The organism is Brevundimonas sp. M1A4_2e (assembly GCF_053345555.1).
Window position 1 is genome coordinate 221,522 of the sequence record NZ_JBKFAI010000002.1, and the last position, 20,425, is coordinate 241,946.

Annotated in this window: 21 protein-coding genes; 18 read left to right on the top strand and 3 right to left on the bottom strand. The window is 69.1% G+C overall.

Annotation, left to right across the window (positions count from 1 at the left end):
* Positions 1 to 3: 3 nt before the first annotated feature.
* Entirely contained in the window at positions 4 to 450 is a 447-nt protein-coding gene (locus tag ACLBV5_RS05675) for an SRPBCC domain-containing protein (protein ID WP_313633906.1), read from the bottom strand.
* Positions 451 to 733: 283 nt separating this feature from the next.
* On the opposite strand from ACLBV5_RS05675, the gene ACLBV5_RS05680 reads away from it, so the two are divergent.
* From ACLBV5_RS05680 to ACLBV5_RS05690, 3 genes are read left to right on the top strand one after another with little or no spacing between them, the layout of a single operon-like run.
* Positions 734 to 1,075 (top strand): DMT family transporter, encoded by a 342-nt coding sequence (locus tag ACLBV5_RS05680; protein WP_025978537.1) that lies wholly within the window; start codon positions 734 to 736, stop codon positions 1,073 to 1,075.
* A complete protein-coding gene (thiD, locus tag ACLBV5_RS05685) occupies positions 1,075 to 1,893 on the top strand; it encodes a bifunctional hydroxymethylpyrimidine kinase/phosphomethylpyrimidine kinase (RefSeq protein ID WP_447605072.1) in 819 nt (272 codons plus the stop codon). The genes ACLBV5_RS05680 and thiD overlap by 1 nt, the downstream gene beginning before the upstream one ends.
* On the top strand, positions 1,878 to 2,489 hold the full coding sequence (locus ACLBV5_RS05690) for a nucleotidyltransferase family protein (protein ID WP_447605073.1): 612 nt from the start codon (positions 1,878 to 1,880) through the stop codon (positions 2,487 to 2,489). Before thiD ends, ACLBV5_RS05690 begins: the two co-directional genes overlap by 16 nt.
* Positions 2,490 to 2,569: 80 nt before the next feature.
* Here ACLBV5_RS05690 and ACLBV5_RS05695 read toward each other — a convergent pair whose 3' ends face one another.
* A complete protein-coding gene (locus ACLBV5_RS05695; protein WP_134582369.1) occupies positions 2,570 to 2,944 on the bottom strand; it encodes a hypothetical protein in 375 nt (124 codons plus the stop codon).
* Between the two features lie 265 nt (positions 2,945 to 3,209).
* On the opposite strand from ACLBV5_RS05695, the gene ACLBV5_RS05700 reads away from it, so the two are divergent.
* The 3 genes from ACLBV5_RS05700 to ACLBV5_RS05710 are packed head-to-tail and all read left to right on the top strand — an operon-like array spanning position 3,210 to position 5,724.
* Positions 3,210 to 3,560 carry a hypothetical protein gene (locus tag ACLBV5_RS05700; protein WP_025978533.1) on the top strand — a complete coding sequence of 117 codons (351 nt, stop codon included), beginning with the start codon at positions 3,210 to 3,212 and terminating at the stop codon, positions 3,558 to 3,560.
* Entirely contained in the window at positions 3,561 to 4,241 is a 681-nt protein-coding gene (locus ACLBV5_RS05705) for a response regulator transcription factor (protein ID WP_447605074.1), read from the top strand.
* A 10-nt stretch (positions 4,242 to 4,251) separates the two neighbouring features.
* Positions 4,252 to 5,724 (top strand): sensor histidine kinase, encoded by a 1,473-nt coding sequence (locus ACLBV5_RS05710; RefSeq protein ID WP_312448742.1) that lies wholly within the window; start codon positions 4,252 to 4,254, stop codon positions 5,722 to 5,724.
* Positions 5,725 to 5,836: 112 nt separating this feature from the next.
* Here the strand turns inward: ACLBV5_RS05710 and ACLBV5_RS05715 are convergent, their stop codons facing one another.
* Positions 5,837 to 6,289: a GNAT family N-acetyltransferase gene (locus ACLBV5_RS05715; protein ID WP_447605075.1), complete on the bottom strand. Its 453-nt coding sequence runs from the start codon at positions 6,287 to 6,289 to the stop codon at positions 5,837 to 5,839.
* Positions 6,290 to 6,607: 318 nt separating this feature from the next.
* Between ACLBV5_RS05715 and ACLBV5_RS05720 the strand changes: the two genes are divergently transcribed.
* The 12 genes from ACLBV5_RS05720 to ACLBV5_RS05775 all read left to right on the top strand — a co-directional run bounded on the left by ACLBV5_RS05720 (position 6,608) and on the right by ACLBV5_RS05775 (position 20,422).
* The gene (locus tag ACLBV5_RS05720; protein ID WP_447605076.1) at positions 6,608 to 7,951 is read left to right on the top strand and encodes a hypothetical protein; all 1,344 of its coding nucleotides are present in this window, start codon (positions 6,608 to 6,610) and stop codon (positions 7,949 to 7,951) included.
* Between the two features lie 18 nt (positions 7,952 to 7,969).
* Positions 7,970 to 8,788, top strand: a complete 819-nt coding sequence (gene ccmI / locus ACLBV5_RS05725) for a c-type cytochrome biogenesis protein CcmI (protein WP_447605077.1) — start codon at positions 7,970 to 7,972, stop codon at positions 8,786 to 8,788.
* Positions 8,789 to 8,855: 67 nt separating this feature from the next.
* Positions 8,856 to 9,347 carry a cytochrome c maturation protein CcmE gene (ccmE, locus tag ACLBV5_RS05730; protein ID WP_447605078.1) on the top strand — a complete coding sequence of 164 codons (492 nt, stop codon included), beginning with the start codon at positions 8,856 to 8,858 and terminating at the stop codon, positions 9,345 to 9,347.
* 3 nt (positions 9,348 to 9,350) lie between these two features.
* Positions 9,351 to 11,360 carry a heme lyase CcmF/NrfE family subunit gene (locus ACLBV5_RS05735; RefSeq protein ID WP_447605079.1) on the top strand — a complete coding sequence of 670 codons (2,010 nt, stop codon included), beginning with the start codon at positions 9,351 to 9,353 and terminating at the stop codon, positions 11,358 to 11,360.
* On the top strand, positions 11,357 to 11,836 hold the full coding sequence (locus ACLBV5_RS05740; protein WP_312448695.1) for a cytochrome c-type biogenesis protein: 480 nt from the start codon (positions 11,357 to 11,359) through the stop codon (positions 11,834 to 11,836). The genes ACLBV5_RS05735 and ACLBV5_RS05740 overlap by 4 nt, the downstream gene beginning before the upstream one ends.
* A 172-nt stretch (positions 11,837 to 12,008) precedes the next feature.
* On the top strand, positions 12,009 to 13,556 hold the full coding sequence (locus tag ACLBV5_RS05745) for a Do family serine endopeptidase (RefSeq protein ID WP_447605080.1): 1,548 nt from the start codon (positions 12,009 to 12,011) through the stop codon (positions 13,554 to 13,556).
* 65 nt (positions 13,557 to 13,621) lie between these two features.
* Positions 13,622 to 14,293 (top strand): response regulator transcription factor, encoded by a 672-nt coding sequence (locus tag ACLBV5_RS05750; protein WP_025978525.1) that lies wholly within the window; start codon positions 13,622 to 13,624, stop codon positions 14,291 to 14,293.
* Between the two features lie 77 nt (positions 14,294 to 14,370).
* A complete protein-coding gene (locus ACLBV5_RS05755) occupies positions 14,371 to 14,769 on the top strand; it encodes an endonuclease domain-containing protein (RefSeq protein ID WP_447605081.1) in 399 nt (132 codons plus the stop codon).
* A complete protein-coding gene (locus tag ACLBV5_RS05760) occupies positions 14,766 to 16,181 on the top strand; it encodes an ATP-binding protein (protein ID WP_447605082.1) in 1,416 nt (471 codons plus the stop codon). Before ACLBV5_RS05755 ends, ACLBV5_RS05760 begins: the two co-directional genes overlap by 4 nt.
* Positions 16,178 to 19,063: a bifunctional [glutamine synthetase] adenylyltransferase/[glutamine synthetase]-adenylyl-L-tyrosine phosphorylase gene (locus ACLBV5_RS05765; protein WP_447605083.1), complete on the top strand. Its 2,886-nt coding sequence runs from the start codon at positions 16,178 to 16,180 to the stop codon at positions 19,061 to 19,063. The genes ACLBV5_RS05760 and ACLBV5_RS05765 overlap by 4 nt, the downstream gene beginning before the upstream one ends.
* A 67-nt stretch (positions 19,064 to 19,130) precedes the next feature.
* Entirely contained in the window at positions 19,131 to 19,784 is a 654-nt protein-coding gene (locus ACLBV5_RS05770; RefSeq protein WP_447605084.1) for an EF-hand domain-containing protein, read from the top strand.
* A gap of 62 nt (positions 19,785 to 19,846) precedes the next feature.
* A complete protein-coding gene (locus ACLBV5_RS05775) occupies positions 19,847 to 20,422 on the top strand; it encodes an RNA polymerase sigma factor (RefSeq protein WP_447605085.1) in 576 nt (191 codons plus the stop codon).
* The last annotated feature ends 3 nt before the right edge of the window (positions 20,423 to 20,425 follow it).

Here is a 20,425-nt window from a genome sequence, read left to right on the forward strand (position 1 = left end):
GGCTTAGAGTTTAGGCTTCCAGCTCGGCAGGACCTGATCAGGGAACCGGTCCAGGATGAAGGTCGGCTCGATGGCGCGCTCCAGCCAGATCTTGGCGCCCGCCAGCGCCAGGGTGAAGCCTTCCATCGCTTCGAGCGCGGCCTTTACGCCTGCGTCGGAGGCGGGAAAGCCGCGGTTTGAAACCTCGACCCAGGTCGCCGGGCCGCGCTCTTCGAACGTCCATTCCACTTCGGTCGGATCGTCGTCCAGATTCCAGTCGATCAGGATGCGGCGATTGGGCTCGAGCGCCTTCACCACAACGCGCGTGGCGACGCCGTACATGCCCCAGGTCCAGGTCAAGTGGGCGCCGGGCGACATCCGTCGATCTGCGTGGGTGAACCAGAACCACGAAGTCACGCCCGGCTCGGTAAAGGCCTGGTAGACTTCGTCGGCGGGCCGACGGATCAACATCCCAGTCTTCACCACAGGAGCTTCCATAAAGCCCTCTCTATCATAATTCCGGCATGGCAACGCTTATACGGCTGCAGTTGTTGCGGAAATTTTACCAGATTTTGCCAAAAACCCCACAGAACGTTGCAATAACTTTGTGCGCCCACTTGCTTTCTGGGTAGCATCGTTCATTTTCACGTTGTTTTAGCACAACCTTTCCATCCTGGCCGCCTGAGCTGAAAGTGCGGCGCCTTTCGATGCGTGATCCCTTGTCTGACGCTTCGCCATCAGCCATGCAGCCGTCATGTCCTGGTTGCTGTCCCTGAATCCCTGGTTGGTCCTCGTCGTGGCGGGGCTTTTCGAGGTGGGGTGGGCGTCCGGCGTCAAATACGTCGGCCTTCAGCGACCGTTGGTTTCGCTGGGCGTGGCGCTCGCCCTGGCGGCGAGCATGATCGGCCTGTGGGCGGCGACCCAGAAGCTGCCGGTAGGCACGGCCTATGCGGTCTGGACCGGCATCGGCGCGGTCGGGGCGGCGGCGGTGGGGATCGCCGTCTATGGCGAGCCGGCGACGGCGGTGCGGGCCGTCTGCATCCTGCTGATCGTGGCGGGCATTGTCGGGTTGAAGCTGTTTTCGGGGGCCCACTGATGACCTCTCTCGTCGAAGCGGCGACGAAGCCGCTGGGCCGGGTGCTGATCCTGGCGGGATCGGACTCCGGCGGCGGCGCGGGCATACAGGCGGATATCAAAGCCGTAACCATGCTGGGCGGGTTCGCCGCCACGGCGATCACCGCCATCACCGTTCAGAACACCCTGGGCGTTCACGGCGTGCATCCTGTGCCGCTGGACGTGATCGAGGCGCAGGCCCGGGCGGTCCTGGACGATATCGGCGCGGACGCCCTGAAGACCGGCATGCTGGGCTCGGTTGAGGTGGTCGAAACGGTCGCCGGTCTGATCGACTATGCGGGCGGCGTGCCAGCCGTGGTCGATCCGGTGATGATCGCCAAGGGCGGCTCGCCTCTGCTGGCCGAGGCGGCGGTCGAGGCGGTGCGGCGCCTGATGGTGCCGCGCGCGGCCCTGCTGACCCCCAATGCACCCGAGGCCGAGGCTCTGACCGGGATCGCGGTCCTCGATCTGGACGGTCAGCGCCGCGCGGGCGAAGCCTTGCTGGCGATGGGCGCTCGCGCGGTGTTGATGAAGGGCGGCCATGTGTCCGGCGAGACGGTGACCGACCTGCTGCTGACCGCCGACGGCGAGACGGTGCTGGAAAGCGAGCGGGTGCAGACCCGCCATACCCACGGCACCGGCTGCACCCTGGCCAGCGCCTGCGCAGCGGGCATCGCCAAGGGCCTGCCCCTGACGACGGCGGTGGCTGAAGCCTGGGCCTATGTCGCCGAAGCCATCCGCCGCGCGCCGGGGCTGGGTCAGGGTCACGGGCCGCTGGATCACGGATGGCCCCTGCGATGAGCGTGGAAGGGGTGACGACGGCTGCGGAGCTTGAGACCCGCCTGACCGAGATCGTCCGCGCCAATGCGGACCTGATGCATGTGCTGGGCGTGATGCGCGATCTGGACCTGCCGAACTGGCGGCTGTTTTCGGGGGCGGTCTACCAGTCGGTGTGGAACGAGCGGACCGGCCGGGCGCCGGGCTATGGCGTCAAGGATTACGACATCGGCTATTTCGACCGCGACACCTCCTGGGACGCCGAGGACGTGATCATCAAGCGGGTCGCAGCGGCGTTCGCGCCGGAGTTTCGCGACATCGTCGAGGTCCGCAACCAGGCGCGAGTCCATCTGTGGTTCGAAGGCAAGTTCGGCGAAACCTATGAGCCGCTGACCTGCACCGACGACGCCCCGGCCCGCTTTGTCGCCCCGGCCTTCGCCCTGGGGGTGCGGCTGGAGAAGGACGATGCGATCAGCGTCGTCGCCCCCTTCGGCCTGCAGGACGTGTTCGATATGGCGATCCGGCCCAATCCCACGCGAGGCCTGGCCAAGGGCTGGGACCGGGTGATCGCCAATGCGCGCGGGCGCTGGCCCGAAATCACGGTGATCGAACCGGCATAGAATAAGGGCGCGACCCTTTCGGATCGCGCCCTCGGCAGAGCCCCTGACAGGGAGGGATGAGGCCCTGATGCTGAACCGTCTCAGTAGCGACGGTTGTTGTGGTCGCGGCGCTCCAGCCGGATCTTGGCCGACAGGCGGTCATAACGACGATCCAGGTCCTGGCGCTCCCAGCGGGTCAGGCCGCCACGGGTATAGTTGCGCTCAAGACGGACCAGGCCGTCCAACTCATCCTTGAGGCGCGAGGCTTCGCGTGAGCTCAGCTGGCGGGTGCGGACGCCCTGGTCGATGCGGCGGTCCAGGTTGTATTTGCGCTGGCTGACCGACTGCCAGCCGCCATAGTTCTGCTCATAGGCGGGACCGCGCGAGGGGCCGTGACGATCATAGGATTGCGCCGCGGCGGGCAGGGCGGTCGCGGCGACCGTGGCGGCCAGGACGGGGATCAGCAGGGTCTTCATGATCGAACTCCTTCGGGTCTTCGCAACCGATGGGGCTGCGTTGACCTCACAAGACCACCCTGAGCCTGATCCCCGCCTGAACGGCGCGTTTCAGTCGGCGTTCATCAGCATGAGAACTTTGTCACCTTCTCGGGCGGGAGCGCTTCTGATCAGGCGCGAGGGCGACAGCGACGGAGAATCCTCGGGCGCGCGTTCCTTGTTCAGAGGAACAGCGATAGACTGCACGTTCAGCCGCCGTTCAGAGGCCCCTGTCTAGAAGACGAGCATGATGCGTATTCGAGCCCTCCTTCTGGCCGGTCTGATCGCCATCGTCCCCCTGACGGACGCGGCGGCCCAGTCGCGCGGCCGTGATCGGGACCGCGACGAAAGCCGTTCTCAGGATCGTCGCGAGGCGCCCCGCAACTATCCGGGTCAGGGGCTGCGTGATGAGCCCCGGTCGAGCCCGCGCGCCAACCCGGGCGACGTCGCCCGTCGCGTCCAGTCGGGCCGCCCCGGCCGCATGTTGGGCGTGCAGGAGCGCGGCGGCGACTATGTGGTGCGCTGGGAGTATCCCGGCGGCCGCGTGTCGGACATACAGGTTGACGGCCGATCCGGCCGGGTTCGCGGAGACGACTGAATGCGGGTGCTGCTTGTCGAGGACGACGTCGATCTGTCGCGCCAGTTGAAGACCGCCCTGACCGACGCCGGCTACGCCGTCGACCACGCGCCGGACGGCGAGGAAGCCTGGTTCCTGGGCGACACCGAACCCTATGACGTGGTGGTGCTGGACCTAGGCCTGCCCAAGATCGACGGCGTGTCCGTGCTGGAGCGCTGGCGCCGCGAAGGCAAGGCGAAGCCGGTGCTGATCCTGACCGCGCGCGGCGCCTGGTCGGACAAGGTGGCGGGCTTCGACGCCGGGGCGGACGACTATCTGACCAAGCCGTTCCACACCGAGGAGCTTCTGGCCCGCCTGCGCGCCTTGCTGCGCCGCTCGGCCGGTCATGCGGCGGCGACCCTGACCTGCGGCGGGCTGAGGCTGGACCCGCGCGCAGCGCGCGCCACGGTCAACGGGGAACCGCTGCGGTTGACCTCGCTGGAATACCGCCTGCTGCACTATCTGATGATGCATCAGGGCCGGGTCATCAGCCGCACCGAACTGGTCGAACACCTGTACGATCAGGACTTCGACCGCGACTCCAACACCATTGAGGTCTTCGTCGGCCGCCTGAGAAAGAAGATCGGCGCGGACCGCATCGAGACCGTGCGCGGGCTGGGCTATCGCCTGTCGCCGCTGGCGGGCGAGAGCGACGCGGCCTGATCGCTCGCTGATGACCGAGCCGATCACCGAGGCCGAGATCGAGTCTGGGGCCGATGGCGCCGAGCGTTCGTCGGCCCGGCGCGAATGGGGTCGGTGGTTCGGGCGGCCCGGCCGTTCGCTGACGCGGCGTCTGATCTGGCTGGCCGCCGCATGGATCCTGGTCGGCTTGGCGGCGGCGGCGGTGGTGCTGACGGCCGTGTTCCAGGAATCGGCCCTGCGCCGCCTCGGCAACACCCTGAGCGACACCATCGACGAGACCGTCGTCGCCTCCGTCATCACGCCCGAGCGCGAGGTGTTCGTGGGCGAAATACGGGACGCCCGCACCCAGCGCCTGCTGTCGGGAAAATACTGGATGGTCGCCGAGCCGGGGCCTCAAGGCGCGCTGCATGTGCTGGCGCGCTCGGCGTCCCTGGCCAACGCCGACCTGGAGTACGCCCCCGACCTGTCTGGCCGCCTGCGCAACGCTTTCGGTCAGACTATCAGCTACAACGCTGAAGACGGCCCCAAGGGCGAGCCGCTGCGCATCGCCGCCAGCATGAAACAACTGCCCGGCCGCCAGCAGCCGGTCGTCTTCTTCGCCGGGATCGACCGTTCGGATGTCGACGCCGACACGCGCCAGTTCGCCACCGTGACCTGGATCGCCATGCTGCTCTTGGGCGCCGGGCTGGTCGCGGCGGTGTTCATTCAGGTGCGGGTGGGCCTGCGCCCCCTGTTCGATCTGGGCGACGAGATTTCCAATGTGCGCCAGGGCCGCTCGCACCGGGTCGAGGGCGGTTATCCGCTGGAAATCCAGCCCCTGGCCGAACAGGTCAACCGCCTGCTGGCGCACAACCAGGAGACGGTTGAACGCCAGCGCACCCACGTCGGCAACCTGGCCCATGCGTTGAAGACCCCGCTGGCCGTCATGCTGGCCGAGGCCGGGACCCAGGAGGGCGTGCTGCCCGACATGGTGCGCAAGCAGACCAAGGTGATGCAGGATCAGGTCGATCACCACCTGCGCCGCGCCCGCGCCGCCGCCCGCGCCGCCCACGGCCTGGGCGAACGCACCGACGTCAGCGAGGTGCTGGACGAGATGGCGGTCATGCTGGAGCGGGTGTTCGAACAGAAGGGCGTCGAGATCGACTGGCGCGCTCCCGACGACCTGGCCTTCCTGGGCGAGCGTCAGGACCTGCAGGAAATCTTCGGCAACCTGCTGGAGAACGCCGCCAAATGGTGCCGCCGCCGGGTGCGGGTCTCGGCCGGTCCGTCCATGCCAGGCCAACTGATCGCCGTGGTCGAGGACGACGGCCCCGGCCTGCCCGCCGACCAGCGCGACACCGCCCTGAAACGCGGCACCCGCATGGACGAGGACACCCCCGGCACGGGGCTGGGCCTGTCGATCGTCGACGAACTGACCCGCGCCTACGGCGGCCGCGTCACCTTGGGCGACAGCAGCCTGGGCGGGCTGAAGGTGGTGCTGGAGCTGCCGGCCGCCGAGGGGTGAGGGACAAGCGGCTGTTGCGCAGGTCTGCGTCGGGGGTTTCCAGACAGGCCGCTTGGGTATTCTAAAGTCCAGAATGATCGTCGGGCGGCCGTGCTTGCCGCCCGACTCACTCTTATCCGATTAGGCGAAGACGAGCATTTTCAAAAGCATGGCCATCATCATCACAAGCACGGCGTGACAACTCCTGAAAGCCGATGCTGGCGTAGAAATTCATGGCCTGCTGATTGTCGGTGTAAACCTCAAGCTCGAGCTCACCAGCAAGGTTCAGAGCGTGGGTTATGAGCTGACGGCCTATACCGCGCCCTTGCTGGGCGGGAGAAACGAAGATTCCCCCGATAAAAGTATCCATCAGGCTTATAAAGCCGCTAGGCTCATCATCAACGCACGCTACCCAAGTCTCGGCATTAGGCAGATACTCGTTTTCGATCAGAGTTTGTTGATCACGCAAGCGCTGTTCGCCGATAAAAGGATGAGCCAATAGGGAAGCATCAAGCCAAATGCGCGACAGCTTTTTAAGATAGTCTTCTGGCACATATGGCCGGATCACGACGTCATCGTTCTTCATGAGAACTCCGAAGGATAGATATGCAAAGAGGCACGGCGACCGTCCTATGGCGCCGACGCGAGACCGCTATTTGCGGTCAGGATTGTAAGCCCCTGCGCATAAGTCTCCTTCTGATATCTGTTGGGTTCTAAGGTTGCTGCGCGCACTTGGTCAATGGCCGCAATGGGTCGATTACAGTTCCCGACTTAGGCGCCGAGGGCCGATTTCGGCTCTCAGATCGGACGCGTTCGACATTCCTCCTCAAAAGCCCTTGTTAACCCGCGTCGGGCCACCCTCGGGGTCTTGGCCGGTATCTGAGTGGGGCCGGAGGATGCGTGGATGGCGGACCTGTCGGTCGCCCAGCGGGCCGCTCTGGCTCATTTGATCGAACGGTGTCCGGACCGGGCCCTGCCGCAGTTGCTGGGGCTGGCGGGCACGATGGCGGGGGATCGGGCGGCCGCCCTGCGCGATCTGGTCGAGGTCGAGCAGTTGGATCGCCGCCGCCGCCAGGTCGCCTTCGGTCCGCTGGCGCCGCTGTTCCGGGCGCGCGCCGACGCGCTGGAGGGGCTGAGTTTTCCTGCCGGCCTGCCCGCACGGCTGTGGCGCGTGGCGACGCGAGGCGAGCCCGAGCTGTTGCCGCAACTGGACCGTGACGACGACCTGTCGCGCATGGTCGCCGACCGCCTGTGCCACAGCGCCGCCGTGGTGCTGCGCGATGCGCCCGAGGCCGTGTGGCCCGGCGCCGCGCCCGACCGCATCGAGGCGTTGGCCGCGTGTCTGGACCTGGCGCCGGTGGCGCGGCGGGCGTTGCCGCATCTGTCGGCCTGGACCGGGCGGCCCAGCGGCGCCGAACTGGCGGAGCTGAAGCTGGCCCTGCGGCAGGCCTCGTCGGCCGGGCCGGGCGGGGTCGAGCGGCTGCTGGAGATCCTTTTCGCCCATATGGCCGAAGCGCGGATGATGCTGCGGGTGTTGGCCCTGATCGGAGCCTCGGGGCGCGAGGCGACGCCGGGCCGCGACGAGGCTGATCTGCTGATCGACCGCATCATATCGGCGCTGGCCCATCGCGCGGCCGACATCGCCGCCCAGAGCCTTGAGGACGACGCCCAGGGCAGGCGGCTGACGGCGGCCCTGACCTGGTGCGCCGAAATCCTGACGGAAATCGACGCCGTCCTGCCGCTGCGGCCTGACAGCGCCTGGGCCAAGGCCGTGCGTCAGGCGCGCCTGAGGATTGCGCTTCGTCTGTCTGAGCATTTCGATGCGGCCGAGAAGGCGCTGGATGCGGTCCTGCCGGTCCAGCGGACGCCTCTGGTTGGACGGATGACGCGGCCGACGCCTCTGTTGAGCCAGCTGCCGGATGCGGCGGCGGCGGCGCGGGCGCGGGTCCTGCTGACGGCGACGGGTCAGGTGCGGCCCATGGCGGCCGTCTTCGGCTGCGAGGCCGAGCGCCGTCAGACCGCCGAGGCCCTGACGGGACGGCTGGCGACCTGGGCCGATGAGGCGATCGAGCAACTGAACGACGGCCAGACGCACGACGAAGGCGTGGCCCGCAAACGGATCGGCCTGACCGCCGAACTGCTGGGCCTGCTGGGCGCTAAAGACGCGTCGCGCACCGTGCGGAGGCGGCTGGCTATCGCCAGATCAAACACGGGTGCGTCGTCGCGCGCCTCGCCTCCGGCCGCCTGATCCGCTACAGCGGCGGCCATGACGATCTTCTGGATCATGACGGCGCTTGTGACCGCCTTGGCGGGGCTGGCCGTGCTGTCCGCCGCCCGGCGCGGGGCGCAGGCTGAGAGCGTGGCCGACCGCAATGCGGGCGCGCTGGAGCTGGCCGAGCTGGACCGGCTGAAGGCGCGCGGCCTGCTGGACGAGGCGGGCTGGACCGCTGCGCGGGCCGAGGCGGGGCGCCGCCTGCTGGCCGCCCGCCGCGCGGATCGCCGCCCGGTCGCCGGGCCGCGCGATCGATATTGGGTGCTGGGCGGGATCGGAGCGACGGCGGCGGCGACGCTGTGGCTCTACGCCGTCTTCGGCGCGCCGGGCATGAAGGATCAGGCCTACGAAACGCGCGTGCGCGAGTGGGCCTCGGCGCCTGAGGCGCTGGAGCCCGCTCAGGTCGCGGCCGTGCTCGGGCAGGTCGTCAAGGACCGGCCCGACGACCGTCTGGCCCTGACCATGCTGGGCGCCGCCCGGTTCGAGGCGGGCGACCCCATCGGCGCGGCCTCGGCCTTCCGCCGCGCGCTGGCCATCCAACCCGACGACGCCCAGAGCTGGGCGCGGCTGGGGGAAAGTCTGGTGCGGGCCAACGGGGGAACGGTCGACGGCGACGCCGAGGCGGCCTTCCGTCAGGCGGTCAAGCTGGACCCGGATCAGTTGGGCGCGCGCTTCTATCTGGGCGACGCGGCCCTGGCGCGCGGCGACCGGGCCGAGGCCGAGGCCATGTGGAGCCCGCTGATCGCCGTGCTGGCTCCGTCCGACCCGCGCCGGAGCGAGCTGCAGACCCGTCTGGCCGAGGCCGCGCGATGACGCTTTGGCCCATCCTGAACCTAGGCCCTATATGCGACGGCGTTTTCGCCGTCCCCGGATCGTTGACATGAGCTGGTTGCCCAAATCCCCCAAGGCGCGCCGTCGCCTGTGGGTCGTCATCGCCGCGGCGCCCGTGCTGGCGCTGGCCGTCGGCCTGTCGCTGTGGGCGATGAAGGACAATGTGACCTTCTTCTACTCTCCTTCGGAAGTGACGCCGCAGAAGGTGCCCGCCGGGCAGATGATCCGTCTGGGCGGTCTGGTCGAGGCGGGCAGCGTGATCAAGGCCGCAGACGGCTCGGTCGTCTTCGTCGTCACCGACAACGGGGCGACGGCGCAGGTGATCTATCACGGCGACCTGCCCGACCTGTTCCGCGAGGGGCAGGGAATCGTAGCGCAAGGCGCCTTCCGCCCCGACCGCGTGTTCGAGGCCAGCCAGGTGCTGGCCAAACACGACGAGACCTATATGCCGCGCGAAGTCGCCGACCGGCTGAAGGAAAAGGGCGAGTGGCGGCCCGACGACGCGGCGGCGCCCGCCGTCGGCGCGCAGCAGGGGACTTAAGCCTTGATCGTCGAACTGGGCGCCTTCGCCCTGATCCTGGCGCTCGCGCTGTCGGTCCTCAGCCTGGCGCTGACCACGGCGGGGCGGCTGCGGCTCAGCCCCGTGCTGGCGGGCGCCGGCGGCGGCGCCATGCTGGCCTCGGCCGGGGCGATCCTTCTGGCCTTCGGCGCCCTGATCTACGCCTTTGTCGTCTCGGACTTCTCGGTGTCGAACGTGGCCATGAACAGCCACACCGACAAGCCGGTCTTCTACAAGGTCGCCGCCGCATGGGGCAGCCATGAGGGCTCCCTGCTGCTGTGGTGTCTGGTGATGACGGTCTTCGGCGGGGCGCTAGCGCTGGCGCGCGGCCTGCCGTTCGGGCTGAAGACCTCGGCCGTGGCCGTGCAGGCGGGCCTGTCGAGCCTGTTTCTGGCCTTCGCCGCCTTCACCTCCAACCCCTTCTTCCGGCTGGACCCTGCCCCGGTGCAGGGCGCGTCGCTGAACCCGCTGCTGCAGGATCCGGCGCTGGCGGTGCACCCGCCGCTGCTTTACGGCGGCTATGTCGGCTTTTCCGTCTGTTTTTCGCTGGCGGTCGCCGCCCTGATCGAGAAGCGCGTCGATCCGGCCTGGGGCCGCTGGGTGCGTCCCTGGGCGCTGGCGTCCTGGGCCTTGCTGACGGTCGGCATCGCGCTCGGCTCCTTCTGGGCCTATTACGAGCTGGGCTGGGGCGGCTGGTGGTTCTGGGACCCGGTCGAGAACGCCAGCTTCATGCCGTGGCTGGCGGGGGCGGCCCTGCTGCACTCGGCCATCGTCACCGAGCGGCGCGGGGCGCTGGCGGGGTGGACGGTGTTCCTGGCGATCCTGGCCTTCACCTTCTCCATGCTGGGCGCGTTTCTGGTGCGCTCGGGCGTGCTGACCTCCGTCCACGCCTTCGCCGTCGATCCTCAGCGGGGGATGATGCTGCTGGCCATTCTGGGCGTGGCGGCGGGCGCGGCCTTCATCCTGTTCGCCCTTCGCGCCCCGGCGATCCGGTCGGGCGCGGCCTTTGCGCCGATCAGCCGCGAAGGCGCGCTGGTGCTGAACAACCTGTTCCTGACGGCGGCGGCGGCGACGGTGCTGCTGGGCACCCTTTATCCCCTGATCCTGGAGGCCGCGACCGGCGCGACCATCTCTGTCGGCCCGCCCTATTTCAACGCTGTCTTCAACCCGCTGATGATCGTCGCCTGCCTGATCCTGCCCGCCGGGCCGTTGCTGGCGTGGAAGCGGGGCGACCTGAAGGGCGCCCTGCAGCGCCTGTGGTGGGCCGCTGGCTTGGCCTTGGCCGCCGCCGTCGCCGCCTTCTTCCTGTTCGAGCCCAAGAAGGCGCTGGCCGCCGCAGGGCTGGGCGTCGGAGCGTGGCTGATCCTCGGCGCGCTGGCCGAACTGGGCGTGCGGACCAAGGCCCTGCGCGCACCCTTGGCCGAGACCCTGCGCCGGGCCAAGGGCCTGCCGCTGGGCGCCTGGGGCATGGCGTTGGCCCACGCCGGTCTGGGCGTTTTCATCCTGGGCGCCGTCGTCGAGACCAGCTTCAAGGCCGAGGCCGCCGCCGCCCTGCCGCTGGGCGGGGAAGTCGCCGCCGGGCCGTGGAAGGCGCGGCTGGACGCGGTGCAGGTCATCGAGGGGCCGAACTATCTGGCTGAGCAAGGCCGCCTGACCATCATGTCCGTCGACGGCCGCGCGCCCGAGCGCGTCATCACCGCCGAGCGTCGCTTCTTCCCGGCGGGCGGCCAGACGACGACCGAGGTCGGCCTCGACTTCCGCGGTCTGGACGACGTCTACGCGGTCATGGGCGACCGGGCGGCAACCGACGACGGCGAGCGCGCCTGGATCGTGCGCATCTATTACAACCCGTGGGCGCGGCTGATCTTCCTGGGGCCGGCGCTGATGGCGCTGGGCGGTCTGATCTCGCTGCTGGACCGTCGCCTGCGCGTCGGGGCGGGTTCGCGCGCGAAGAAGGCCGCCAAGCCGGTCGAGCCCGTCGAGGCTCAGGCATGAGGCGCGCCGCCGCCCTGTTCGCCGCCGTCCTGCTGGCCAGTGCAACTGGGCCGGCTCTGGCCGAACCGCCGCCCGCGCCTGACCGGCCGCTGACGGACCCGGCGCAGGAGGCCCGCGCCCGGGCCCTGTTCGGCGATATCCGCTGCGTCGTCTGTCAGCATGAATCGATCGCAGACAGCCCCGCAGGCATCGCCGCCGACCTGCGCGGACTGGTGCGCGAACAGATCGCGGCGGGAAAGACCGACGCCCAGATCAAGGACGACCTGATCCGGCGCTATGGCGATTACGTGCTGTTCCAGCCGCCGGTGCGCATCGGCACCTGGCTGTTGTGGTTCGGCCCGTTCGCCCTGGCGGCGGGGGCGGGGGTCGTGCTGGTCCTGCGCGCACGCCGTCGCGGGCCGGGCGACGCCGCCCCTCTCACGGCGGAAGAAGAACGCGCCCTGGCCGAGTTTACGGCTGACGACGAAAACGCCTGAAGCTTTCCATTCGGCAAGCCTTTCGCCGCCTTCCTGACGCAGACGCGCCATACGCCGAACGATGATCGGGAACAATCATCGCGACGGCGCGCATTGGCTTGAGCCAAAACGCCCTATATCCATGTGCGAACGGAGCTTTCCGTATCCGCCAGTAAAGACTGCAAGGACGACGATGCTGAAACGCAAGGAGTTCATTCTGGGGGCCGCTGTCGGCCTGACCTTCGCCGCCGCCGCGACGGCGGGCGGGGTCATCACCTGGCCGGGCGCCGAAGCCGCGCCTGCCGCCAAGGTCGGGCAGCTGGTTCCCTCCGCGGGGGCCGGAGCCTTGGCGTTCGCCCCCCCGCAGGGCGCGCCGCTCAGCTTCGCCGACATCTTCCAGCAGGTCGCCCCCGCCGTGGTGCAGATCGACGTCAAGACCCGCGTCCAGCGCCCGCGCGGCGTGTTCCAGATCCCCGGCTTCGGCGCCGTGCCGATCCCCGGCGCGCCGGGCGGCTCGGGTGAAGGCGAGGAAGACAACACTCAGCTAGCCGCCGGCGCGGGTTCGGGCTTCTTCATCTCGGCCGACGGCTTCATCGTCACCAACAATCACGTGGTGGAGAACGCCGAGGAGATCTCGGTCAAGCTCAGCGACGGCCGCGAACTCAAGGCCAAGCTGATCGGCCGCGACGAAGGCACCGATCTGGCCGTCATCAAGGTCGAAGGTTCGGCCTTCCCCTTCGTCAGCTTTGAAGAAGCCGCCGAGCCGCGCGTCGGCGACTGGGTCATCGCCGTGGGCAACCCCTTCGGCCTGGGCGGCACGGCGACGGCCGGCATCGTCTCGGCCAAGTCGCGCGACATCGATCCGATCGGCTACAACGAATATCTGCAGATCGACGCGGCCATCAACCGCGGCAACTCCGGCGGTCCGACCTTCGACATCTACGGTCGGGTGATCGGCGTGAACACGGCGATCTTCTCGCCGTCGGGCGGCTCGGTCGGCATCGGCTTCGCCATTCCCGCGACCACGGCCAAGGCCGTCACCGACAAGCTGATGCGCGGCGAGACGGTCCAGCGCGGCTATCTGGGCGTGCAGATCCAGACCCTGTCCAAGGAGGCGGCCGCCGCCCTGGGCCTGAACGAAGACGTCAAGGGCGCCTATGTCGCCGAGGTCACGGCCGGCGCGCCGGGCGAGCGCGGCGGGATGCAGATCGGCGACGTGGTCGTCAGCGTCAACGGCGAGGCGGTCGATAGCTCGACCGAGCTGACCCGTCGCGTCGCCCGCGCCAAGCCTGGCGATACGCTGCGGCTTGAAGTCCTGCGGGACGGCAAACGCCAGACTCTCAACATCCGCGCAGGCACCCGTCCCTCGGAAGCCGAGCTGAACGGCGATCAGGGTTCAAGCGCCCAGCAACCCGGCGAAGACGGCGCGGCTGTCGGCCAGTCGATCGAAGGCATGACCGTAGCGCCGATCACCTCGGCGCTGCGTCAGCGCTACTCCATCCCCGACGACATGCAGGGCGTGGTGGTCACCGCCGTCGCTCCGCGTTCGGAAGCGGGCAAGATGCGGATGCCGGTCGGCACGGTCATCCAGCGCGCCAACAACCGCGTGGTCCGTTCCGAGGCGGACTTCAAGGCGGCTGTGGACGAGGCGCGCTCGGCGGGACGGCCGGGAGTCTTCCTGCTCATCCGGGTGCAGGGAACCAACTCCTCGGTGGTACTGCCCTTCGCCAAGTCTGAATAAGGCGTAACTCACGGGATCGGCGGCGATGCGCTAACATCGCCGCCGAATCTTTTTTGGGAGGCTGCATGCGTATTCTGGTGGTTGAGGACGATGCTGAAGCCGCGACCGCCATGGTGCGCGGCCTGAGCGAGGCCGGGCACGAGGTCACCCACGCTGTGGACGGCGCCTTCGGCCTGCTGGAATCGCAGAAGGGCGGCTACGACGTCTACGTCGTGGACCGCATGATGCCGCGCCTGGACGGCGTCGGCATGGTCGAAACCATCCGCAAGGGCGGCGACCAGACGCCCGTGCTGTTCCTGTCCGCCCTGGGCGAGGTCGAGGACCGCGTGACGGGCCTGAAGGCGGGCGGCGACGACTATCTGGTCAAACCCTACGCCCTGGCCGAACTGGTCGCCCGGGTCGAGGCCCTGTCGCGCCGCCGCGAGACCGGCGGGGTCCAGACCGTGCTCAAGGTCGGCGACCTGGAGATGAACCTGATCGCCCGCACCGTCCACCGCGACGGCCAGGAGATCGACCTGCAGCCGCGCGAGTTCCAGCTGCTGGAGTTCCTGATGCGCCACGCGGGCCAGTCGGTGACGCGCACCATGCTGCTGGAGAAGGTCTGGGAATACCACTTCGACCCTCAGACCAACGTCATCGACGTGCACATCAGCCGCCTGCGCTCCAAGATCGACAAGGGTTTCGACAGGGCCATGCTGCAGACCGTGCGCGGCGCGGGGTACCGGCTGGAGGCGTAAGGCGCGCAATCTTTCTCCCTCCCCTTTATGGGGAGGGTGGCCGGCGCAGCCGGTCGGGTGGGGAGGGCTTGCAAATCATGGCGATCATCGCTCGAGCCCGCGCCATGCGAAAGGCGCTGACGCCGCCCGAGGCGCGTCTGTGGGTGCAGTTGAAGTTGTTGCGCGCCCAAGGGTTTCATTTTCGGCGGCAGGCGCCGTTTCGCGGTTATTATCTCGACTTCTTCTGTTTCGACCGGCGCTTGGTCATAGAGGTGGACGGCGTCACCCATACGGTCGAGGCGCGGGCGAACAGGGACAAGATGAGGGACGCCGTGCTGGCTGGCGAAGGGTTCACGACGCTGAGGTTCGACAACGCCGCCGTTCGCGATGATCTGGACGGCGTGATGGGGGGCATAATGGGCGCGCTTGAGGCCCTCCCCACCCGGTCGCTGCGCGACCACCCTCCCCATGAAGGGGAGGGAGATAGGTCAAAGTGAAACTCCCCTCCCTCTTCCGCCGCACGCCCTTTCGGCTGACGCTGCTGTTTCTGGCGCTGTTCGTGGCGACGGCGAGCGCGGTGCTGGCCTATGTCTATTTCGCCTCGGCGTCAGAGGCGCGGATGCGGGCGGAGGCCAGCGTCCAGGGCGAGATCGACAGTCTGACCGCCATCTATCGCACGCGCGGCCGAGACGCCCTCAATCAGGCGCTGGTCGAACGGGCGATCCGCAACGGGCCGTATCTCTATGTCTTCAAGGACGCCGAGGGCCGCATCATCACCGCCAACATCACCGACGTGCCCGACGGGGTGAAGCCGGGGCAGTGGGACAGTTTCCGCCTGACCGACACGGATGAAGACGGTCGCGTCCGGCGCCGCCAATCGATCGGCATCGACACCCCGCTGTCGGGCGGCGAACACCTGTTCGTGGGCGAGGACATCGGCGACATCGAGGCCTATCTGGCGCGGCTGACCCAAGCCCTGTGGGGAGCGATGGTCATGGTGCTGGTGCTGGGCGTGGGCGGCGGGCTGTGGATCAGCCGCAGGGTCGAGCGGGTCATGGCCGGGCTGAACCGCGTGGTCACGGCGGTGCAGGAGGGCGACCTGAAGGCGCGCGTGCCCATCCGGCATTCCGGCGACGAACTGGACGAACTGGCCGAGGGGCTGAACGGGATGCTGGACCGGCTGGAAGGCTCGATGGCCTCGATCCGCCATGCCGGCGACGCCATCGCCCACGACCTGCGCACGCCGTTGAACCGGATGAAGGCCAAGATGGAGGTGGCCCTGATCGACGCCGAGGCGGGGCGGACCTCGGGCGTCGACGCTCTGAGCGTGGCGCTGGATGAGGCCGACGCCCTGCTCAAGACCTTCAACACCGTCCTGGCCATCGCCCGCCTTCAATCGGGCGGTTCGCCGGAGCCGAGGGTGTTCGACGCCGCGGACCTGGCCGCCGACATGGCCGAGCTTTACGAACCGGCGGGCGAGGACAAGGGGCTGGAGTTCGCCGCCGAGATCGAGAAGGGGCTGTTCATCGAGGGCAACCAGCCCTTCCTGGCCCAGGCCCTGGCCAATCTGATCGACAACGCCATCAAATATACGCCCGAGGGCGGGGCGGTGATGTTCCGCGCGCGGCGGCGCTCGTCCGGCGATGTGGAGTTTTCCGTCACCGACAATGGACCCGGAGTGCCGGACGAGGATCGCGAACGGGTGCTGCAGCGCTTCGTGCGGCTGGATAACAGCCGCACCGAGCCGGGCTCGGGCCTGGGCCTGTCGCTGGTCACGGCGGTGGCCGAGGCGCACGGCGGCCGCATCCAGCTGGACGAAGGGCCGGGCGTCTATGACGGGCGCGGGCCAGGCCTGCGCGTGGCCCTGATCCTGCCCCCCGCGACGCGCCCGCCCGAGGCCGAGGCGTGAGCCAAGGTCTGGCGACGCGGTTGCAGCCCTGCGGCCCCGTCCGCGACGTCGAGGCGGCGGCGCGCCTGCATGAACGACTGGCTGAAGCGGCGGAGGCCGAGGGCTGGGGCGCGACGCTGGATGCGGCGTGGGGGGCCTTGCTGCCGGTCTTCGCCGCCTCGCCCTATCTAGCCGGGCTGGCGCGGCGCTGGCCGGATCGGTTGCGGCGGACGCTGGACAGCGACCCCGAGGCGCGGCTGGCGGAGATTCTGGCCGCGACCGACGCCCTGAGCGGCGCGCCGGACGAGGCCAAGGCGCCGCTGCGTCATCTGAAGGCGGAACTGCATCTGCTGACGGCCCTGTGCGACCTGGGCGGCGTCTGGGATCTGGATCAGGTGACGGGCGCCCTGTCGCGGTTCGCCGATGCGGCGGCGCGCGCGGCGCTCAGAATACTGGCCGACGACTGGCGCAGGCGCGGGCGGCTGATCTCGGCGCCCGACGATCCGCGCGGGCCGGTTCCCGGCCTGTTCGTCCTGGCGATGGGCAAGGGCGGGGCGTTCGAGCTGAACTATTCCTCCGACATCGACCTGTCGCTCTTCTACGAGCCGGAGGTATTGGAGGCCGCCCTGTCCGAGGGCGTCGAAATGCAGGGCTTCGTCAACCGTCTGGCGCAGGGGCTGACCGCCCTTCTGAGTGAGCGGACGGCGGACGGTTACGTCTTCAGGGTCGATTTGCGGCTGCGGCCCGACCCGTCGTCGACCCCGCCGGCGGTCGCGGCGCCGATGGCCCTGGCCTACTATGAATCCGTCGGCCAGAACTGGGAGCGTGCGGCCTTCATCAAGGCCCGCGTCTGCGCCGGCGACGCGGCCGAGGGCGCCGGTTTCCTGAAGGCGCTGGTCCCCTACATCTGGCGCCGCAGTCTGGACTATCAGGCGGTGCTCGACATCCAGTCGATCAAGAAGCAGATCCACGTCCACAAGACCGGCGAGGGGCTGGAGGCGGCGGGCGCCAACCTGAAGCTGGGTCGCGGCGGCATCCGAGAGATCGAGTTCTACGTCCAGACTCAGCAGCTGATCCTGGGAGGCCGCAACCGGGCCTTGCGCTCGCCGCGCACGCTGGAGGCGCTGGACGCCCTGACCAAGGCGGGGCACGTCAGCCCTGAGGCGCGCGATGAACTGCGCGCCGCCTATGTGACCTTGCGCGCGCTGGAGCATCGGGCCCAGATGCTGGCGGACGAACAGACGCATATCCTGCCCGTCGATCCCGACCGCCGCGCCGATGTGGCGGCTCTGACCGGACAGGGCGATCTGGCGGCCTTCGACGCCGGGATCGAGCGCCTGCTGATGCGCGTCAACGCCCGCTATGGCGAACTGTTCGAAGGCGGTGAAGACCTGTCCTCGCCCTATGGCAGCCTCGTCTTCACCGGGGTGGAGAACGACCCCGGCACGCTGGAGACGTTGGCCCGCATGGGCTTTTCCGAGCCCGCCAGCGTGTCCGACACGATCCGCAGCTGGCACCACGGCCGCATTCAGGCGACCCGGACGGCGCGCGGACGCGAGCTGTTCACCCGGCTGGCGCCGCAACTGCTGACGGCGGTGGCCAAGACGGGGGCGCCGGACGCGGCCTTCCGCCGGTTCGCCGTCTTCTTCGCAGGGCTGAGTGCGGGTGTGCAGGTGCAGGCCCTGTTCCTGAACCAGCCCAAGCTGTTCGAACTGGTGGTCGAGGTGATGGCCTTTGCGCCACGGCTGGCCCGGATGCTGGGGCGGCGTCCGCAGGCGCTGGACGGCGTGCTGGACGCGCGCTTCCTGACGGATCTGGACACCGACTCGGGCGTCGTCGCCCAGCTTCTGGCCGAGGCCGCCGCCGCAAGCGATTTCGAGGAGGCGATGAACGTCGTGCGTCGCCAGCATCGCGAGCAGGTCTTCCGCATCGGCATGCACACCATCACCGGCCGCGCGGGGCCCGAGGAGGCCGGCCGCGCCAACACCGATCTGGCCGACGCCTGTATGCGGGCGCTGGCCCCGGCGGCCCTGAAGGAGGCCGAACGCCTCGGCGGGGCGCTGGCGGGCGCAGCAGCCGTCGTCGCCCTGGGCAAGGCGGGCTCGCGCGAGATGTCGGCGGGCTCGGACCTGGACCTGATGACCGTCTATGCGGCGCCGCCTGAGGCCGCATCCGCCGGGCGCGGCTGGAGCGCCGAGACCTTTTACGGCCGCTTCACCCAGCGGTTCATCGCCGCCCTGTCCGCCCACACCGCCGAGGGCGGCCTGTATGAGGTCGACATGCGCCTGCGCCCTACGGGCTCTAAGGGGCCGGTGTCGGTGCGGCTGGAGACCCTGCGCGCCTATTACGCCGAAGAGGCCGACACCTGGGAGTTCATGGCCCTGACCCGCGCGCGCGTGGTCTGGGCCAGCGATGAGGCATTCGGCGCCGAGGTCACGGCGGCGCTGGAGGAGGCCTTGCGGCGGCCCAGGGACGCGGTGCAAACCGCGCGCGAAGTGCGGGCCATGCGCGATCTGATGGAGCGCGAACGGGCGGCTAAGGGGTTCTGGGATCTGAAGCTGTCGGCGGGGGCTCAGGTGGACGCCGAGTTCGTCGGCCAGTACCGCCAGCTGATGGCGGGGGCGGCGGGCCGGCCCCTGACCGTCTCGACGCTGGAGGCGCTGAAGGACGACCCTGTGCTGGCCGACAGCTGGCGCATGCATCAGCAGCTGTCGCAACTGACCGCCTGCGCCTTTGAGGATAAGAACGACCCCGATGAGGAGCCGCCAAGCTTTCAGCAGCGTCTGGCCGCAGCGGTCGGGGCTCCGGATTTCGACACGCTGAAGGCGCAGCTGATCGATCTGCGGCTACGCGCGCGGCGGGCCTTTGATTCGGTTCTGCCGCCGATCAGCGACGGAAACTGATCCGGTCGCCGTTCTATCTCTCGACAGGGATGCTTTCGGGGCGGCTTCGCCCCAGGAGACCATCGAGATGAAGACCATATTCGCCGCCGCCGCCGTATCCGCCCTCATGCTGACGCTGGGCGGCGCCGCTGCGGCGCAGACCACGCCGGAAACGGGACGCCAGGCGCGCATGGCCCAGTCTGCCGGTCAGCCGATCAGCCAGGCTGACTTCGTTCAGAGACGCGTCGAGCGGTTGCGCGCCGCCGACGCCAACGGAGACGGTCAGGTGACGGCCGAAGAAATGCGCGGCCATGCTCAGGCCCGCCGCGCCGAACGTCGCGCCGCCCAGTTCGATCGCCTGGACGCCGATAAGGACGGCTCCATCAGCCGCGCCGAGTTCGAGGCGCCGCGCCAGCAGGCGCGCGGAGAAGGCCGGATGGCCGCCGGCCGCTGGGGCCATGCACGAGGCGGCATGAAGCAGGGGCGCATGGGGGGCCACGCCGCGCGCGGCGGCGCGGACCGCTTTCCCATCGTCATCGCCGAAGCGGAGCGCAAGGCGACGGAAAGCTTCGCCCGCATGGATGCGAACCGCGACGGGATGCTGAGCGTCGACGAACGCCGCGCCGCCATGCAGGCGGGCCGCGCCGAGATGCGTCAGAAGCGCGAGATGCGCCGGATGGAGCGTCCGTCGGCCGAGCGCCCGCAGGGGACGGCGTCGCCTTCGGCGCCCGTTTCGGAGTAAGGTGATGTCGGGGACGGCGGCTGGACCGCTCGCCCTTGTTGCAGCCAAGCAAAGAGGCGTGATTGGCGAAGGTCGCCGACCCCGACGAGGACCTGGTGAAGCGCGTGGGCGCGGGCGATCCTGCCGCCGTTCAGGCCATGGTCGCGCGCAAGCTGCCGCGCATGTTGTCGCTCGCTCAGCGGATGCTGGGCGACGCGGCGGAGGCTGAGGACGTGGCCCAGGAGGCGATGCTTAGAGCCTGGAAACAGGCGCCGCGCTGGACGCCCGGTCAGGCGCGCTTCGACACCTGGCTGCATCGCGTGGCCCTCAACCTCTGTTACGACCGGCTGCGCCGCCGCCGCGAGATCGCGACGGACGTCATGCCTGACCATGTCGACGACGGCCCGGCGCCGGACCGGGGCCTGCTGGCCGCCGAGACGGGCGCCCAGGTCGAGGCGGCCCTGTCGCGCCTGCCGCCGCGCCAGCGCGAGGCCATCGTCCTGTGCCACTATCAGGAGCTGGGCAATATCGAGGCCGCTGCCCTGATGGAGATCAGCGTGGAGGCGCTGGAAAGCCTGTTGTCACGCGGGCGGCGGGCGTTGCGGACGGCGCTGGCGGACATCGCGCCGCAGGGCGTCGTGAAGGCGGCGGGGAGATAAGGG

Excerpts from the sequence above, each read along its gene's own strand:
- ACLBV5_RS05695 (WP_134582369.1), bottom strand. The coding sequence starts at position 2,944 with ATGAAGACCCTGCTGATCCCCGTCCTGGCCGCCACGGTCGCCGCGACC.
- ACLBV5_RS05740 (WP_312448695.1), top strand. The coding sequence starts at position 11,357 with ATGAGGCGCGCCGCCGCCCTGTTCGCCGCCGTCCTGCTGGCCAGTGCA.
- ACLBV5_RS05675 (WP_313633906.1), bottom strand. The coding sequence starts at position 450 with ATGTTGATCCGTCGGCCCGCCGACGAAGTCTACCAGGCCTTTACCGAG.
- ACLBV5_RS05680 (WP_025978537.1), top strand. The coding sequence starts at position 734 with ATGTCCTGGTTGCTGTCCCTGAATCCCTGGTTGGTCCTCGTCGTGGCG.
- ccmI (WP_447605077.1), top strand. The coding sequence starts at position 7,970 with ATGACGATCTTCTGGATCATGACGGCGCTTGTGACCGCCTTGGCGGGG.
- ACLBV5_RS05745 (WP_447605080.1), top strand. The coding sequence starts at position 12,009 with ATGCTGAAACGCAAGGAGTTCATTCTGGGGGCCGCTGTCGGCCTGACC.
- ACLBV5_RS05750 (WP_025978525.1), top strand. The coding sequence starts at position 13,622 with ATGCGTATTCTGGTGGTTGAGGACGATGCTGAAGCCGCGACCGCCATG.
- ACLBV5_RS05715 (WP_447605075.1), bottom strand. The coding sequence starts at position 6,289 with ATGAAGAACGATGACGTCGTGATCCGGCCATATGTGCCAGAAGACTAT.
- ACLBV5_RS05720 (WP_447605076.1), top strand. The coding sequence starts at position 6,608 with ATGGCGGACCTGTCGGTCGCCCAGCGGGCCGCTCTGGCTCATTTGATC.
- thiD (WP_447605072.1), top strand. The coding sequence starts at position 1,075 with ATGACCTCTCTCGTCGAAGCGGCGACGAAGCCGCTGGGCCGGGTGCTG.
- ACLBV5_RS05710 (WP_312448742.1), top strand. The coding sequence starts at position 4,252 with ATGACCGAGCCGATCACCGAGGCCGAGATCGAGTCTGGGGCCGATGGC.
- ccmE (WP_447605078.1), top strand. The coding sequence starts at position 8,856 with ATGAGCTGGTTGCCCAAATCCCCCAAGGCGCGCCGTCGCCTGTGGGTC.
- ACLBV5_RS05770 (WP_447605084.1), top strand. The coding sequence starts at position 19,131 with ATGAAGACCATATTCGCCGCCGCCGCCGTATCCGCCCTCATGCTGACG.
- ACLBV5_RS05755 (WP_447605081.1), top strand. The coding sequence starts at position 14,371 with ATGGCGATCATCGCTCGAGCCCGCGCCATGCGAAAGGCGCTGACGCCG.
- ACLBV5_RS05690 (WP_447605073.1), top strand. The coding sequence starts at position 1,878 with ATGGCCCCTGCGATGAGCGTGGAAGGGGTGACGACGGCTGCGGAGCTT.
- ACLBV5_RS05705 (WP_447605074.1), top strand. The coding sequence starts at position 3,561 with ATGCGGGTGCTGCTTGTCGAGGACGACGTCGATCTGTCGCGCCAGTTG.
- ACLBV5_RS05700 (WP_025978533.1), top strand. The coding sequence starts at position 3,210 with ATGATGCGTATTCGAGCCCTCCTTCTGGCCGGTCTGATCGCCATCGTC.